Annotated in this window: 10 protein-coding genes; 7 read left to right on the top strand and 3 right to left on the bottom strand. The window is 73.0% G+C overall.

Going from position 1 to position 13,375, the window contains the following annotated elements; all coding sequences use genetic code 11:
- Positions 1 to 31 precede the first annotated feature (31 nt).
- Genes mmsA through OG899_RS18825 form a run of 3 tightly spaced genes read left to right on the top strand, consistent with a single transcriptional unit; the run spans position 32 to position 4,040 of the window.
- A complete protein-coding gene (gene mmsA, locus OG899_RS18835) occupies positions 32 to 1,591 on the top strand; it encodes a multiple monosaccharide ABC transporter ATP-binding protein (RefSeq protein ID WP_189427515.1) in 1,560 nt (519 codons plus the stop codon).
- Positions 1,588 to 2,826, top strand: coding sequence for a multiple monosaccharide ABC transporter permease (mmsB, locus tag OG899_RS18830; protein WP_168131076.1), 1,239 nt, complete (start codon positions 1,588 to 1,590; stop codon positions 2,824 to 2,826). Before mmsA ends, mmsB begins: the two co-directional genes overlap by 4 nt.
- Positions 2,827 to 2,879: 53 nt before the next feature.
- The gene (locus OG899_RS18825) at positions 2,880 to 4,040 is read left to right on the top strand and encodes an aldose epimerase family protein (protein ID WP_125497598.1); all 1,161 of its coding nucleotides are present in this window, start codon (positions 2,880 to 2,882) and stop codon (positions 4,038 to 4,040) included.
- A 258-nt stretch (positions 4,041 to 4,298) separates the two neighbouring features.
- On the opposite strand, the gene OG899_RS18820 is transcribed toward OG899_RS18825, so the two are convergent.
- On the bottom strand, positions 4,299 to 4,766 hold the full coding sequence (locus tag OG899_RS18820; protein ID WP_125497599.1) for an Rrf2 family transcriptional regulator: 468 nt from the start codon (positions 4,764 to 4,766) through the stop codon (positions 4,299 to 4,301).
- Between the two features lie 115 nt (positions 4,767 to 4,881).
- Between OG899_RS18820 and OG899_RS18815 the strand changes: the two genes are divergently transcribed.
- The 4 genes from OG899_RS18815 to OG899_RS18800 all read left to right on the top strand — a co-directional run bounded on the left by OG899_RS18815 (position 4,882) and on the right by OG899_RS18800 (position 11,340).
- The gene (locus tag OG899_RS18815; RefSeq protein WP_189427514.1) at positions 4,882 to 7,854 is read left to right on the top strand and encodes a beta-galactosidase; all 2,973 of its coding nucleotides are present in this window, start codon (positions 4,882 to 4,884) and stop codon (positions 7,852 to 7,854) included.
- A 216-nt stretch (positions 7,855 to 8,070) separates the two neighbouring features.
- On the top strand, positions 8,071 to 8,685 hold the full coding sequence (locus OG899_RS18810; RefSeq protein ID WP_168131073.1) for a toxin-antitoxin system, toxin component family protein: 615 nt from the start codon (positions 8,071 to 8,073) through the stop codon (positions 8,683 to 8,685).
- The gene (locus tag OG899_RS18805) at positions 8,682 to 9,956 is read left to right on the top strand and encodes an MAB_1171c family putative transporter (RefSeq protein ID WP_125497601.1); all 1,275 of its coding nucleotides are present in this window, start codon (positions 8,682 to 8,684) and stop codon (positions 9,954 to 9,956) included. Before OG899_RS18810 ends, OG899_RS18805 begins: the two co-directional genes overlap by 4 nt.
- Positions 9,949 to 11,340, top strand: a complete 1,392-nt coding sequence (locus tag OG899_RS18800) for an NAD(P)/FAD-dependent oxidoreductase (RefSeq protein ID WP_125497602.1) — start codon at positions 9,949 to 9,951, stop codon at positions 11,338 to 11,340. Before OG899_RS18805 ends, OG899_RS18800 begins: the two co-directional genes overlap by 8 nt.
- Before the next feature lie 177 nt (positions 11,341 to 11,517).
- Here OG899_RS18800 and OG899_RS18795 read toward each other — a convergent pair whose 3' ends face one another.
- Together OG899_RS18795 and OG899_RS18790 are read right to left on the bottom strand one after the other, a co-directional pair.
- Complete coding sequence (locus OG899_RS18795; protein WP_125497603.1) at positions 11,518 to 12,378, bottom strand: SMP-30/gluconolactonase/LRE family protein; 861 nt, start codon at positions 12,376 to 12,378, stop codon at positions 11,518 to 11,520.
- The gene (locus OG899_RS18790) at positions 12,375 to 13,148 is read right to left on the bottom strand and encodes an IclR family transcriptional regulator (protein WP_125497604.1); all 774 of its coding nucleotides are present in this window, start codon (positions 13,146 to 13,148) and stop codon (positions 12,375 to 12,377) included. Before OG899_RS18790 ends, OG899_RS18795 begins: the two co-directional genes overlap by 4 nt.
- Positions 13,149 to 13,375 lie beyond the last annotated feature (227 nt).

Genomic DNA, 13,375 nt, shown 5'->3' with positions numbered 1-13,375 from the left:
TTGTGAAACCACCGAACCGGAAGGCACGACCATGGCGGGACCCGTCCTGCAGATGCGCTCGATCGTCAAGACCTTTCCCGGTGTCACGGCACTGTCGGACGTGAACCTGACGGTCCGTCAGGGCGAGGTCCACGCCATCTGCGGGGAGAACGGCGCCGGCAAGTCCACCTTGATGAAGGTGCTCTCCGGCGTCCATCCGCACGGCACCTACGAGGGCGAGATCCTCTTCGAGGGGGAGGTCTGCCGCTTCAAGGACATCCGGGCCAGCGAACAGCGCGGCATCGTCATCATCCACCAGGAGCTGGCCCTGGTGCCGTATCTGTCCATCGCGGAGAACATCTTCCTCGGCAACGAACACGCCCGGCGCGGGTTCATCGACTGGCGGGAGACTCTCCGGCACGCCACCGAGCTGCTGCGCCGGGTCGGGCTCGACGAGCACCCGGAAACCCGGGTCGCCGACATCGGCGTCGGCAAGCAGCAGCTGGTGGAGATCGCCAAGGCGCTGTCGAAGTCGGTGAGACTGCTCATCCTGGACGAGCCGACGGCCGCGCTGAACGACGAGGACAGCGCCAAACTCCTCGAGCTGATCCTGGAGCTGAAGAACCAGGGCATCACCTCGATCATCATCTCCCACAAGCTGAACGAGATCCGCAGGGTCGCCGACTCGGTGACCATCCTGCGCGACGGGCGCACCATCGAGACCCTCGACGTCAAGGCGCCGGAGACCACCGAGGAACGGATCATCGCCGGCATGGTGGGCCGCGACCTCGACCACCGCTTCCCCGAACGCACCTGGCACCGGCCGCAGGAGGGGGAGACACCGGCGCTGGAGATCCGCGACTGGACCGTGTTCCACCCGATCGACCGGCAGCGCAAGGTCGTCGACGACGTCTCGCTCACGGTGCGGCGCGGGGAGATCGTCGGCATCGCGGGCCTGATGGGCGCCGGCCGCACGGAACTGGCGATGAGCGTCTTCGGACGCACCTACGGCCGCTGGGCGGGCGGCACGCTACTCAAGGACGGCCGGGAGATCCGCACCAGGACCGTCGCCGAGGCGGTCGAGCACGGCATCGCGTACGTCACCGAGGACCGCAAGCACTACGGCCTGAACCTCATCGACACCATCCACCGCAACATCTCGCTGACCGCGCTGCGGAAGGTCGCCCGGCGGGGCGTGGTGGACGAGCACGAGGAGCGGCAGGTCGCCGAGCGGTTCCGCACCGAGATGAACATCAAGGCACCCACCGTCTTCGAACCGGTCGGCAAGCTGTCGGGCGGCAACCAGCAGAAGGTCGTCCTCAGCAAGTGGATCTTCGCGGGTCCCGACGTGCTGATCCTGGACGAACCCACGCGCGGCATCGACGTGGGCGCCAAATACGAGATCTACACGGTCATCGACCGGCTCGCCGCGCAGGGCAAGGCGGTGATCTTCATCAGCTCCGAGCTGCCCGAACTGCTCGGCATGTGCGACCGCATCTACACGATGGCCGCCGGACGGCTGACCGGTGAGGTGCCGCGGGCCGAGGCCACCCAGGAAGTGCTGATGCGCCATATGACCAAGGACACGCAGGACAACGAGGTGACGCGATGAGCACGGATGTGACCGCCACGAGCCAGGCCCCCGCGCCACCGGGCGGCGGGAGGAGCGGCGCCGGCCTGCTCCAGGTGATGCTGAACGGGCTGCGCCGCAACATGCGCCAGTACGGCATGCTGATCGCGCTGGGCCTGATCGTCGTCCTGTTCGAGGTGTGGACCGGCGGCGACCTGCTGCTGCCGCGCAACGTCTCCAACCTGGTCCTGCAGAACAGCTACATCCTGATCCTCGCGATCGGCATGATGCTGGTGATCATCGCGGGCCACATCGATCTGTCGGTGGGGTCCCTGACGGCCTTCGTCGGTGCGACCGCCGCCGTCCTCACGGTCGAGCACCACATGGCCTGGCAGCTGGCGGTGCTGCTGTGCCTGCTGGTCGGCGCCGCGGCCGGGGCCGTGCAGGGATTCCTGATCGCCTACTGCGGCATACCGTCGTTCATCGTCACCCTCGCCGGCATGCTGCTGTTCCGCGGCCTGACCGAGATCCTGCTCAAGGGACAGACCCTCGGCCCGTTCCCGACCGGCCTGCAGAAGGCCGGCAACGGCTTCCTGCCCGAGGTCGGCCCGTACACCAACTACCACAACATCACCCTGCTCCTGGGCCTCGTCATCATCGCCTCGGTGGTGTGGCAGGAGGTCCGCGACCGGCGCCGGCAGCAGGAGTTCTCCCTGGACGTGCTGCCCGCCCGGCTGTTCGCGCTGAAGCTGGTCGCCCTGGTCGCCGCCGTCCTCGCCGTCACCCTGCTGCTCGCCAGCTACAAGGGCGCCCCGATCGTCCTGATCCTGCTGGGCGTGCTGGTCGTCGGCTACGGCTACGTCATGCGCAACACCGTCTTCGGCCGCCACATCTACGCCATCGGCGGCAACCTTCCGGCCGCGAAGCTGTCCGGGGTGAAGGACCAGCGGGTCACCTTCCAGGTGTTCCTGAACATGGGGGTGCTCGCGGCCCTGGCGGGCCTGGTCGTCGCGGCCCGTCTGAACGCGGCGTCCCCGAAGGCGGGCGTCAACTACGAACTGGAGGCGATCGCCTCGTCGTTCATCGGCGGCGCGTCGATGAGCGGCGGTGTCGGCACCGTGCTCGGCGCGATCATCGGCGGTCTCGTCCTCGGTGTGCTGAACAACGGCATGAACCTGCTGAGCGTCGGCACCGACTGGCAGCAGGTGATCAAGGGTCTGGCACTGCTGGCCGCCGTCGGCTTCGACGTGTGGAACAAGCGCAGGTCCGGTTCGTGAGCCGTCCGGGTCCCGCCGCCTTGCGGGACCCGCTTCCTGACGAGGAGCTGCACATGGAACTGAACAGACGAACGGTCATCGCGGGCGCCGCCGCGGCCGGTCTCGCCGCCACCGCGCTGGGCGGCACCGCCCAGGCGGCAGGCCGGCACCCGGGCGACGGCCGCCCGGTGAAGGAACTCTTCGGCACGCTCCCCGACGGCACCGAGGTCCACCGCTGGTTGCTGGCCAACGGCGGCACCCGCCTGAAGGTGCTGTCCTACGGCGGCATCGTGCAGTCGCTCGAGATACCCGACCGCCACGGCCGCTACGTCAACGTCTCCCTCGGCTACGACACCCTGGAGCCGTACCTCACCGGCACCACCTACTTCGGCGCCCTGATCGGCCGCTACGGCAACCGCATCGCCAAGGGACGCTTCACCCTGGACGGCACGACCTACCAGGTCCCCGTCAACGACGGCGACAACAGCCTGCACGGCGGTCCCGAGGGCTTCGACACCAAGGTGTGGGACGTCGAACCGTTCGCCTCCGGCCCGGACGTCGGCCTGCACCTGTACCGCACCAGCCCCGACGGCGAGATGGGCTTCCCCGGCACCCTGCGCGTGAAGGTGACCTACACCCTCACCCGGCACGGCGACTGGCGCATCGACTACGAGGCCACCACCGACAAGGCCACCGTCGTCAACCTCACCAACCACACCTACTTCAACCTCGCGGGCGAGGGCAGCGGCAGCATCCACGACCACGAACTGTGGCTGGCCGCCCGCCGCTACACCCCCACCGACGCGGGCCTGATCCCCACCGGCGAGCTGGCGAAGGTCGCGGGCACCCCCTTCGACTTCACCCGCGCCAAGCCGATCGGCCGCGACATCCGCACCGGCCACCCCCAGCTGGTCACCGCCCAGGGCTACGACCACAACTTCGTCCTGGACAAGGGCGTCACCGCCCGCCCCCAGCACGTCGTCACCCTGCGCGACCCCCACTCCGGCCGCACCCTGAAGATCGCCACCGACCAGCCGGGCGTGCAGTTCTACTCCGGCAACTTCCTCGACGGCACCCTGGTCGGCACCTCCGGCCGCACCTACCGTCAGGGCGACGGCCTGGCCCTGGAGACCCAGCACTTCCCGGACTCCCCCAACCAGCCGTCCTTCCCCTCGACCGTGCTCCGCCCGGGCCGGACCTACCGGACGACCACCGTCCACTCGTTCGGCGTGTGAGCCGTGCCGTTCCGGCGGGGGCCGCCCTGGGGGTGGCCCCCGCCGGGGCTGTCCGACGGGGCCCGCCCGCGCGTGCGCGACCCATGAAGTCACCACCTGATCGGTTCCGCGTCGCCACCGACGCACACGGGGCACGGACGCCTCGACAGCACCGCGGGGACGCACAGCAAGCCCGAGGCAGAGCAGAGGGGCGGGGTGCTGAGGCGAGCCGGCACAGATGATCGGCCGCCGCAGTCCCTGCCACGCACTCGCACCGTGTCACGGATTCACCCAGGCCGCCGGCTCCTCCGCCAAGTCACACACCGATCGCGGGAGTCGACCGTCGGCGAGGTCCGCCACCGTGACCCCCTCCAGGACGCGGCGGACGTTGGCGCGCAGGGCGATCCACAGGGGCAGCAGGGGGGCGGCCGAGCCGGTGTAGGTCAGGTCGGTGGGGCGTTCCCCGCGGACCGAGACGATCGGGCCGTCCACGGCGCGGATGACGTCGGCGACGGTGATCCGGGCCGGTGGCCGGGCCAGGGTGTAGCCACCGCCTCCGCCGCGACGGCTGGTGACGAGGCCGGCGCGACGCAGGTCGCCGAGGATGCCTTCGAGGAACTTGTGCGGGATGTTCTGCTGGGCGGCGACGGTCTCGGCGGTGACCGGGGTCGCCGGGTCGTCGCCCTGCCGTACGGCCAGTTCCAGCACCGCCCGTACCGCGTACTCCGCCCGCGCCGAGATCCTCATGGGCCCCATTGTCATGGGTCTGCCGGGGTGCTCGGGACCTGGGGGAAGAGCAGGGTCCGCGCCGTTGGAGAATGGCAGCCCCGCGCCCCTCACGATCCGCCCGGGAGGCACAGTTTTGGCGCTCAGCAGACGGACCTTCAGCGCCCTGGCCGGCACCGCCGCCCTCGGACTCGCCCTGGGCGGGAGTGCTGCCACGGGGGCCACATCGGCGTTCGCCGCGCGGGAGACGTCCGGGGCTCTGCCGCCGCCGGTGCCCTCCGCGGACGGGCAGCGGCACACCGTGGGGTTCGACCGCTACTCGCTGATGGTGGACGGCCGCCGACTGCCGCTGTGGTCGGGGGAACTGCATCCGTTCCGGCTGCCCAGCCCCTCGTTGTGGCGGGACGTGCTGCAGAAGATGCGCGCCCACGGCTTCAACGCGGTCGGTGTGCACGTGGCGTGGAACTACCACTCCCCCGCTCCGGGACGCTACGACTTCACGGGCGTGCGGGACCTGGGGCTGTTCCTCGAGACGGCGGCCGAGTGCGGGCTGTACGTGGTGGTGCGTCCCGGCCCCTACATCGCCGCCGATGTCGACGCCGGCGGCCTGCCCGGCTGGCTCACCGCGACCCCGGTCACCGCGCGGACCGCGGATCCGGTCTTTCTGCGGCACGTGGACGACTGGCTGACCCGGGTGAACGCCATCGTCTCGCGCCACCTGTACACCCGGGGCTCCGGAACGGTGCTGCTGTACCAGATCGAGAACGGCTACGACGCGCGCGGCGGGGGCGACGCGGACGCCTCCGCGCGGCGCGCCTATCTGTCCTGGCTGTACGCGAAGGTGCGGTCGGACGGCATCGACGTGCCGCTGTTCCACAACGACACGGCGCGCAACGGCTCGTGGATGCCGGGGTCGTTCGACACCGGTGGCTACGACGGGCGTTGGCTGTACGCGTTCGGTGCCTTTCCGGCGCCGGACCGGGTGCCGAAGGACTGGGGGCGGCTCGGCCGCGGCGGCCGCAGCCGCGATGTGCGCATGCCGGTGTTCATGGCGGAGGCGGGCGGCGGCTGGCGTGACGCCTGGGGCGGTGCCGGGTTCGGCGGGCAGGGGTACGCCGAGGTGCGGCACAGCCGTGACGCGGCGTTCGAGCGCCGGTTCCATCTGACGAACCTGGCCGACGGCGTCACCCTGAGCAACCTGTACATGGCGTTCGGCGGCACCTCGTGGGGCTGGCTGCCGGCGCCGCAGGTGTACACGTCGTACGACTACGGGGCCGCGTTCGACGAGGCGCGGCAGGCCACCGGCAAGCTGGCGCCGCTGCACCAGATCGGCCACATGCTCCAGCGGGTGCCGGGGATGGCGAAGCTGGAGCCGGCCGGTGCGGAACGCGTGGACGAGCGCCTCGTCGTGCGGCGGCTGACGAACCCGGACACGGGTCTGCAGGTGCGGGTGCTGCGCAACGACGGCGGCGAGCAGGTGACCGCGACGGTGCGGGTCGCCGGTGACCGGGTGCCGGTGACCGTTCCGGCACGGGACGCGTGTGTGATGGTCGGCGGGCTCGACCTGGGGGGCCGCCGGGTGCGGTATGCGACCGCGCAGCCGATGGCGGTGCTGTCCGCCGGACAGCAGGAGATCGCGGTGTTCTGCGGGCGGCGCGGCACGATGGCCCGGGTGGTGCTGGAGAGCGACAAGGAACCGGAGGTGACGCGGCTGAGCCAGCAGGCCGCGTACCTGTGGGACCAGGGGCTGCTGCGGGTGACCGCGCCGCTGGGTGCGGGCGGGCTGATCGGGGTCCGGGTGGAGGGCGGCGGCACCGGCCGTCCGCTGCTGGTCCTGCTGGCCGACGACGCCACCTCGCTGCGCCTGTGGCCGTACGACACCTCGGCGGGCCCGGTGCTGGTGTCGGGGCCGGAGCTGCTGCGCGGCGCGGTGGTGCGCGGTGCCACGCTGCATCTGACCGGGGACACGGTGGAACCCACCGGTCTGGAGGTGTGGGCGCCGAGCGGGGTGGAGAAACTGACGTGGAACGGCCGGGCGGTGCCCACCCGGGTGACCGCCTCGGGCAGTCTGCGGGCGACCACGCCGCTGCCGGGGGTGCCCGAGGTGCGGCTGCCCGCGCTGGGCGGCTGGCGGATGCGCGCGGAGAACCCGGAGTCCGCGCCCGGCTTCGACGACTCCTCCTGGCAGGTGGCGGACCGGACGACGTCGTTCAGCACGACGCCCGTGCCGAAGGGGCAGCCGGTGCTGTTCGCCGACGACTACGGCTTCCACTACGGCGACGTGTGGTACCGGGGCACCTTCACCGACGCGACCGGCCTCGCGTCCGTGTCGCTGTCCTACAGCGCGGGCACGCAGGGGATGCTGATGGCGTGGCTGGACGGGGTGCCGCTGGGCTCCCACCGGATGCCCGTGCCGGACGCGCACACGCTCGGCAAGGGGACGTGGCAGGCGACGGCGACGTTCCCGGTGACCGCCCGGCACGTGTCCGCGGGCGGCCCGCATGTGCTGTCCGTGCTGGTCCGGCCGATGGGCCACGACCAGGACGGCGGAGTGCGCGACACGCACAAGGCGGCCCGCGGGCTGACCTCGGTCGTCTTCGGTGGCGCCTCGCCCCGGGTGCGGTGGCGGATCCAGGGCGCCGACGAGGCCGACCCGGTGCGGGGGCCGTTGAACAACGGCGGCCTGTACGGGGAACGGCAGGGCTGGCATCTGCCCGGATTCGCGGACGGCGACTGGGAGAAGGCGGACTTCCGCAAGGGCCTGCCGCAGCAGGGGGTGACCTGGTACCGCACGACGTTCCGGCTGGACGTCGACCCGGGTGTGGACGCGTCGGTCGGGCTGACCCTGGACGACGACGCGGACGGGGACTGGCGGGCGCAGATCTTCCTCAACGGCTGGAACATGGGCCAGTACATCAACGGCGTGGGCCCGCAGCACACGTTCGTGCTGCCCAACGGCATCCTGCGTACGCGGGGCAGCAACACCCTCGCGCTGGCCGTCCTCTCCGGCGGCACCGCGCCCGCCGGACCGGGACGGGTGTGGCTGACCCTGCTGGGCAGTGCGGCCGGCGGGGTGACGGTGACGCCGGTGGCGTCCCCGGGCCGGTGACGGATCCCCGGGCCGGTGACGGATCCCCGGGCGGTGCCGGGTCCCCGGGCGGGATACGTGGTCGGCGGGCGCGCCGGGTGCCAACGACCGGGCAGGAAACGGTCCTTGGGGGGCGGCCGGCGGTCGCGGGATCGCATGACGCGGGCACGTCCTGCCGCGTAGGCTCGGTGCCACGTGTCTTGCCGGGCTGACCCGGCGGGCCGGAAGGGGTGAAGGATGGACTTCGCGGGCGCGGGACGACGGGCCTCGAGACCGGTCCCCGCCGTGCTGCGCCGGGCCCGGCAGGGTGCCGAGCGGCGCGCGCTGGCCGCCTCGCTCGCCGCGGCCGTCCGAACCCGGCTCGCCCCTCCGGCCGGGGTGCGGGAGGTGTGCGGGGCGCTGTGCGAGGAGATGAGCGCACGGCGCGGCTCACGCCCGGTGCGGCTGCGGTTCGAGCGGTTCCCCGACGAGCTCGAAGTGACCGGCCTGTGCGTGGAGTTCCAGGACTTCGACCTGGTCATCGTCGAGGAACGGGCCGAGGAGTTGCAGCAACTGGTGATCCTGGGGCACGAGTTGTGGCATCTGCAAGCCGGTCACCGGCATCACCGGGTGCCCGGTGCGGCGGCGGAGCAGGTGCTGGCCGGGCAGCCGGGCTGGCGGGAGGGGGCGCTCACGATGGCGGCGCGTGACGGCTCCCGTGAGACCGACGAGGCCGTGGCCGACGACTTCGGGCACCGGCTCGCCGCCGCCGTCCGCCCCTGCCTCGGTCCGGCCGTCCCCGCCGGCGCCCGCGTCCCCGACCGGGTGCAGCGCACGCTGGGCTGGCTGCGGCGCCCCGGAGCGGCCCGGTGACGACGCTGGCCATCGACCCGGCGGCGCTGCTCGACGCCGTGTACGTCCCGTTCTGGATACCGGCGGCGGTGCTGGCCGCCGCGCTGGTCATCAAGCTGCCCACGATCGTGCGGCTGTGGCGGGACCCGCTGCTGCGCGCGGTGGCCGGACTGCTGCTGCTGGCCTGCGCGGTGTTCGTGTTCTGCGCACCGGCGACGATCGCCTGGGTCAACCGGCTCACGGGCGTGCCGAACATCTCGGCGCCGTGGTGCTATTCGCTGCTGACCGCGTTCTGCGGGTCCTGCCTGGTGCTGATCATCACCTGGCGCAGCGGCCTGACCGAGGGGCTGCCCGCCACCCGGCGCGCGGTGCGCTGGGTGGTGACCGTCTACCTGGGTGTGATCGCCGCGCTGTGGGTGCTGTTCGCGCTGGCCGACGTGCCCGTGGAGCGGGTGCGGGACCTGGACACGTACTACGCGCGCACCCCGTTCATGCGCGAGGAGATCCTGCTGTACCTCGGTGCGCACTGCGTGGCCTGTCTGATCACCTCGCGGCTGATCTGGAACTGGGTGCGCGCCGACGGCCTGGACGTCTGGCTGCGCGGCGGGCTGCAGCTGCTGGGCGTCGGTTACGTACTGAACCTGATCTTCGACGTCTGCAAGCTGACCGCGGTCGCCGCCCGCTGGTGCGGGCGGAACGTGGACTGGCTGAGCACCAATCTGGCGCCGCCCGTGGCCGCGCTGTCCGCGATCCTGATCGCGGTCGGCTTCATCCTGCCGCACGCCGGCCAGTACCTGGACGACCGCTGGCGGGTGCATCTCGCCCACCGCGAGCTGCGTCCGCTGTACGACCTGATGCGCACCGCGAGCGGCGGCGGGGTGCCGTTCGTGCTGCGGGCCACGCCCGAACTGCGGCTGATCCGGCGGGAGACGTTCATCCGGGACGTGCTGCTGCCGCTGGCCCGGCACCTCGACGCGGGTCTGGCCGACCGCGCCCACCGGGTGGCGCTCGCCCGCGGTCACGCTCCCGACGAGGCGCGGGCGATCGCCGCAGCGGTGGCCATCACGGATGCCGTCGCGGCCCGGGGCAGCCGGCCCGAGCCGCCGGACACCGATCACTCGCCCGACCCCACGACCCTGTTGAAGGAGATCGGGGCGGTCTCGCGAGCCCTCCGCCGTCCCGACGAGATCGAGGCGGTCCGCGCCCGTGCGGCCGCCGCAGCAGAGAGCGTTCTGGTCCATGAGCCTGCCGTCCACGAGCCGTGTGCACACCAGCCCGACCCCCATGAGTGACCGCTCCACCGCCGTCGTCCTCGGCGGTTCCCTGGCCGGTCTGCTCGCCGCCCGCGCCCTGGCGCCGTTCGCCGGCCGGGTCCTGCTGATCGAACGGGACGCGCTGCCCGAGGGTCCCGAGCCCCGCAGGGGTGTGCCGCAGGCGCGGCATGTGCACCAGCTGTGGTCGGGGGGCGCGCTGGCGCTGGAGCAGCTGCTGCCGGGGGTGACGGGGCGGCTGCTGGCGGCCGGCGGGACCCGGATGCCGGTGCCCACCGACATGGTGGCGCTGTCCCCGTACGGCTGGTTCCGGCGCTGGACGGAGTCGGCGTTCATGCTGCGCAGCAGCCGCGACCTGCTGGAGTCGGTGATACGGCGGGAGGTGCTCGCCGACGGCCGGGTGACGGCGGTGGACCGCACCGAGGTGCTGGGGCTGACCGGCAGCCGGTCCGCGGTGACCGGGGTGCGGCTGCGCGGCGCGGACGGGGCGGAACGGACAATGCGGGCCGGTCTGGTGGTGGACGCCACCGGGCGGGGCTCGCGGGCGCCGCAGTGGCTGGCCTTTCTGGGGCTGCCCGCGCCGCGGCGGCGGGAGGTCAGCTCGGGAGTGGCGTACGCGAGCCGGTTGTTCCGGGCGCCGGACGGCGCCGGGGACGGCTTCCCCGTCGTCAACGTCCAGCCGGATCCGCGGGGCGGGCGGCCGGGGCGCGGCGGGGTGCTGATGCCCGTGGAGGACGGCCGGTGGCTGGTGACCGTGTTCGGCAGCCGGGGCGGCGAACCCACGCCGGACGCCGACGACTTCGTGCGCTACGCCCGGGAGGAGCTGCGTCATCCGGTCATCGGGGAGCTGCTGGCCGGTGCCGAGCCGCTGAGCGGGGTGGCGTTCACCCGGAGCACCGCCAACCGGCGCTGGTACTACGAGCGGATGCCCGCGTGGCCGGAGAACTTCGTGGTGGTCGGGGACGCGGTGTGCGCGCTGAACCCGGTGTACGGGCACGGCATGACCGTGGCCGCGCAGACCGCGCTGGCGGTGCGGGACCTGGTCCGCCGCCGGGGGTTCGGTGCGGCGGGGCTGGCCCGGCGGCTGCAGCGGACGGTGGGGCGCACGGTGCGCACCGCGTGGGATCTGGCGGTCGGCTCGGACGTGTTCTATCCGCAGGCCACCGCGACCGGTCCGACGCTGCGCGAGCGGGCGACGCAGGCGTACGTGGGGCGGCTGATGTACACGGCGACCGGCAACGGGCGGATCGCCCGGCGGGTGACGTCCGTGACGTCGCTGGAGCGGGGCGTGGCGTCGCTGCTCGCCCCGAGTGTGCTGCTCGCGGCAGCGGTGGGACCGCTGAAACCGCAGCTGACCGGCCCACCGCTGACGCGGCGGGAGCGCGGAGCGGTGGGCCGGTCCTGAGCGGGAGCCGCGAGGTCCGGGGCGAGCGGCGGGAGGCGGGAGACCCCGGAAGCCGGTGCGAGCGGCGGGCGGCCACCGGTCCGGGGTGACCGGCGTCCACGGGGCCCCTGTTCCGGGGTGCGGTCCCGGGGTGCGGTCCCGGGGTGCGCTCTCGGCACCGGTGACAGGGGCCGAGGATCAGCCGGCGAAGGCCGGTTGCGGCAGGCCGCGCCCGGCGCCCGGCACCACCAGCAGCGCACCGGACAGCGGATGCGGTGCCGTCAGACCGGTGCGGGCGGTGGTGATGTACAGGTCGGTCAGGTCCGGGCCGCCGAAGGCGCAGGCCGTGGTGCGCGGCACGGGCAGCTCGATCACCCGGTCCAGCCGTCCGTCGGGCGTGTAGCGGCGCACCGCGCCGCCGTCCCACAGGGCCACCCAGACACAGCCGTCGGCGTCGACCGTGAGGCCGTCGGGGTGGCCTGCGCCGTCCTCCACCCGGGCCAGCGGCCGCCGGTTGCGCACCCGGGGGCCGTCGACGTCGAAGACGTCGATCCGGCGGGTGGGCGTGTCGATGTAGTACATCAGCCGGCCGTCGGGGCTCCAGCCGGTGCCGTTGCTCACCGTCACGTCGTCCAGGACGAGCCGGGCCGTGCCGTCACCGGTCACGCGGGTCAGGGTGCCGCCGCCGGGGGACTCGTCGTAGCGCATGGTGCCGGCCCACAGGGCGCCGTCGGGGGCGACGGCGGCGTCGTTGCCGCGCCGGCCGGGCACCGGGTCGCGGTGCAGCCAGCGGAAGGTGCCGTCGGGGTCGACGAGGCCGACGCCGTCCCGCAGGTTCAGCACCAGGCCGCCACCGACGCGGGGCTTGGCCGCGCCGACGTGCTGTTCGGTGGTGCGGACCGTGCGGCGGCCCGTGGCCGGGTCGTAGGTGTGCACCCGGGAGGCGAGGATGTCCACCCAGACAAGACGTCCGGCGGCCGGGTCCCAGGTGGGGCCCTCGCCCAGCTCGGCCTGCGCCGGGACCGCGACCTCGTACGCCCTCGCGATGTGTGCCGTCATGCCGCCCTCCGGTGGCCGAGCCGTTCCGACAGGTCCGCGGCGCCCTGGGCGGCGAGCCGCTCCAGCTCGGCGCGGCGCTCCTCGCTCCAGCGGATCATGGGGACGGAGATGGACAGGGCGGCGACGACCTGGCCGGTGCGGTCGTGCACCGGGGCGGCCACGCAGCCGACGTCCGGGTTGGACTCCTGCATCTCCACGGCCAGGCCGCGCCGGCGGATGCCGGCCAGGGCCTCGCGCAGGGCCGCCGGGTCGGTGACGCTGTGCGGGGTCATCGCGATCAGCTCGGCGTCGTCCGGGACGCGGGCGGCCAGCTCCTGCTCGGGCAGGCAGGCCAGCAGCATCTTGCCGACCGCGGTGCAGTGCGCCGGCAGCCGGCGGCCGACCGCGGAGACCATGCGCACCGCGTGCGTGGAGTCCACCTTGGCGATGTAGATGACGTCGGTGTCCTCCAGGATCGCCACGTGCACCGTCTCGTCGCAGGTCTCGGCGACGGCCCGGGCGACCTGCTGGCCCTCGGCGGCGAGGTCCAGCTGCTCGGCGTAGCGGCTGCCCAGCTGGTAGGGGCGCACGCCGAGGCGGTAGCGTCCGGGCTGGTCGGGGACCGGGACCAGGTACTTGCGGGTGGCGAGCGTGGTGACCAGCTCGTGCACCGTGGTGCGCGGCAGCTGCAGCTTGCGCACGATGTCCGGGGCGGAGAGCGTGCCGTCCCCGTCGAGGAACAGTTCGAGGATGTCGAGAGCCCGGGTCACGGCGGGCACGAGGCGTCCCACGGCCGGCTCCCTCCCTTGCGGCAGGCCTGTGTTCGAGATATCAACAGGCGATCGGCATGACGAACACAGGCTAGCCAGCGCACGGGGCCCGGGCAATGGCCGCGACGGGTGGGGCGGCTGGTGCCCCACAGGAGGTACGGGGGTGCGGCCGCAAGGCCGCAGGAGGGGAACGGCCGCGCGTGCGGCGACGCGTGCGGCTCGTGGTGCGGCCGCGCGGCGGGCAGCCC

It is taken from the genome of Streptomyces thermoviolaceus, from assembly GCF_045209695.1.
GTDB classification, from domain to species: domain Bacteria; phylum Actinomycetota; class Actinomycetes; order Streptomycetales; family Streptomycetaceae; genus Streptomyces; species Streptomyces thermoviolaceus.
The sequence above is the reverse complement of the archived record's forward strand: the minus strand, read 5'-3'. Positions and strand labels throughout refer to the sequence as shown.

Excerpts from the sequence above, each read along its gene's own strand:
- OG899_RS18820 (WP_125497599.1), bottom strand. The coding sequence starts at position 4,766 with ATGAGGATCTCGGCGCGGGCGGAGTACGCGGTACGGGCGGTGCTGGAA.
- mmsA (WP_189427515.1), top strand. The coding sequence starts at position 32 with ATGGCGGGACCCGTCCTGCAGATGCGCTCGATCGTCAAGACCTTTCCC.
- OG899_RS18825 (WP_125497598.1), top strand. The coding sequence starts at position 2,880 with ATGGAACTGAACAGACGAACGGTCATCGCGGGCGCCGCCGCGGCCGGT.
- OG899_RS18800 (WP_125497602.1), top strand. The coding sequence starts at position 9,949 with ATGAGTGACCGCTCCACCGCCGTCGTCCTCGGCGGTTCCCTGGCCGGT.
- mmsB (WP_168131076.1), top strand. The coding sequence starts at position 1,588 with ATGAGCACGGATGTGACCGCCACGAGCCAGGCCCCCGCGCCACCGGGC.
- OG899_RS18795 (WP_125497603.1), bottom strand. The coding sequence starts at position 12,378 with ATGACGGCACACATCGCGAGGGCGTACGAGGTCGCGGTCCCGGCGCAG.
- OG899_RS18810 (WP_168131073.1), top strand. The coding sequence starts at position 8,071 with ATGGACTTCGCGGGCGCGGGACGACGGGCCTCGAGACCGGTCCCCGCC.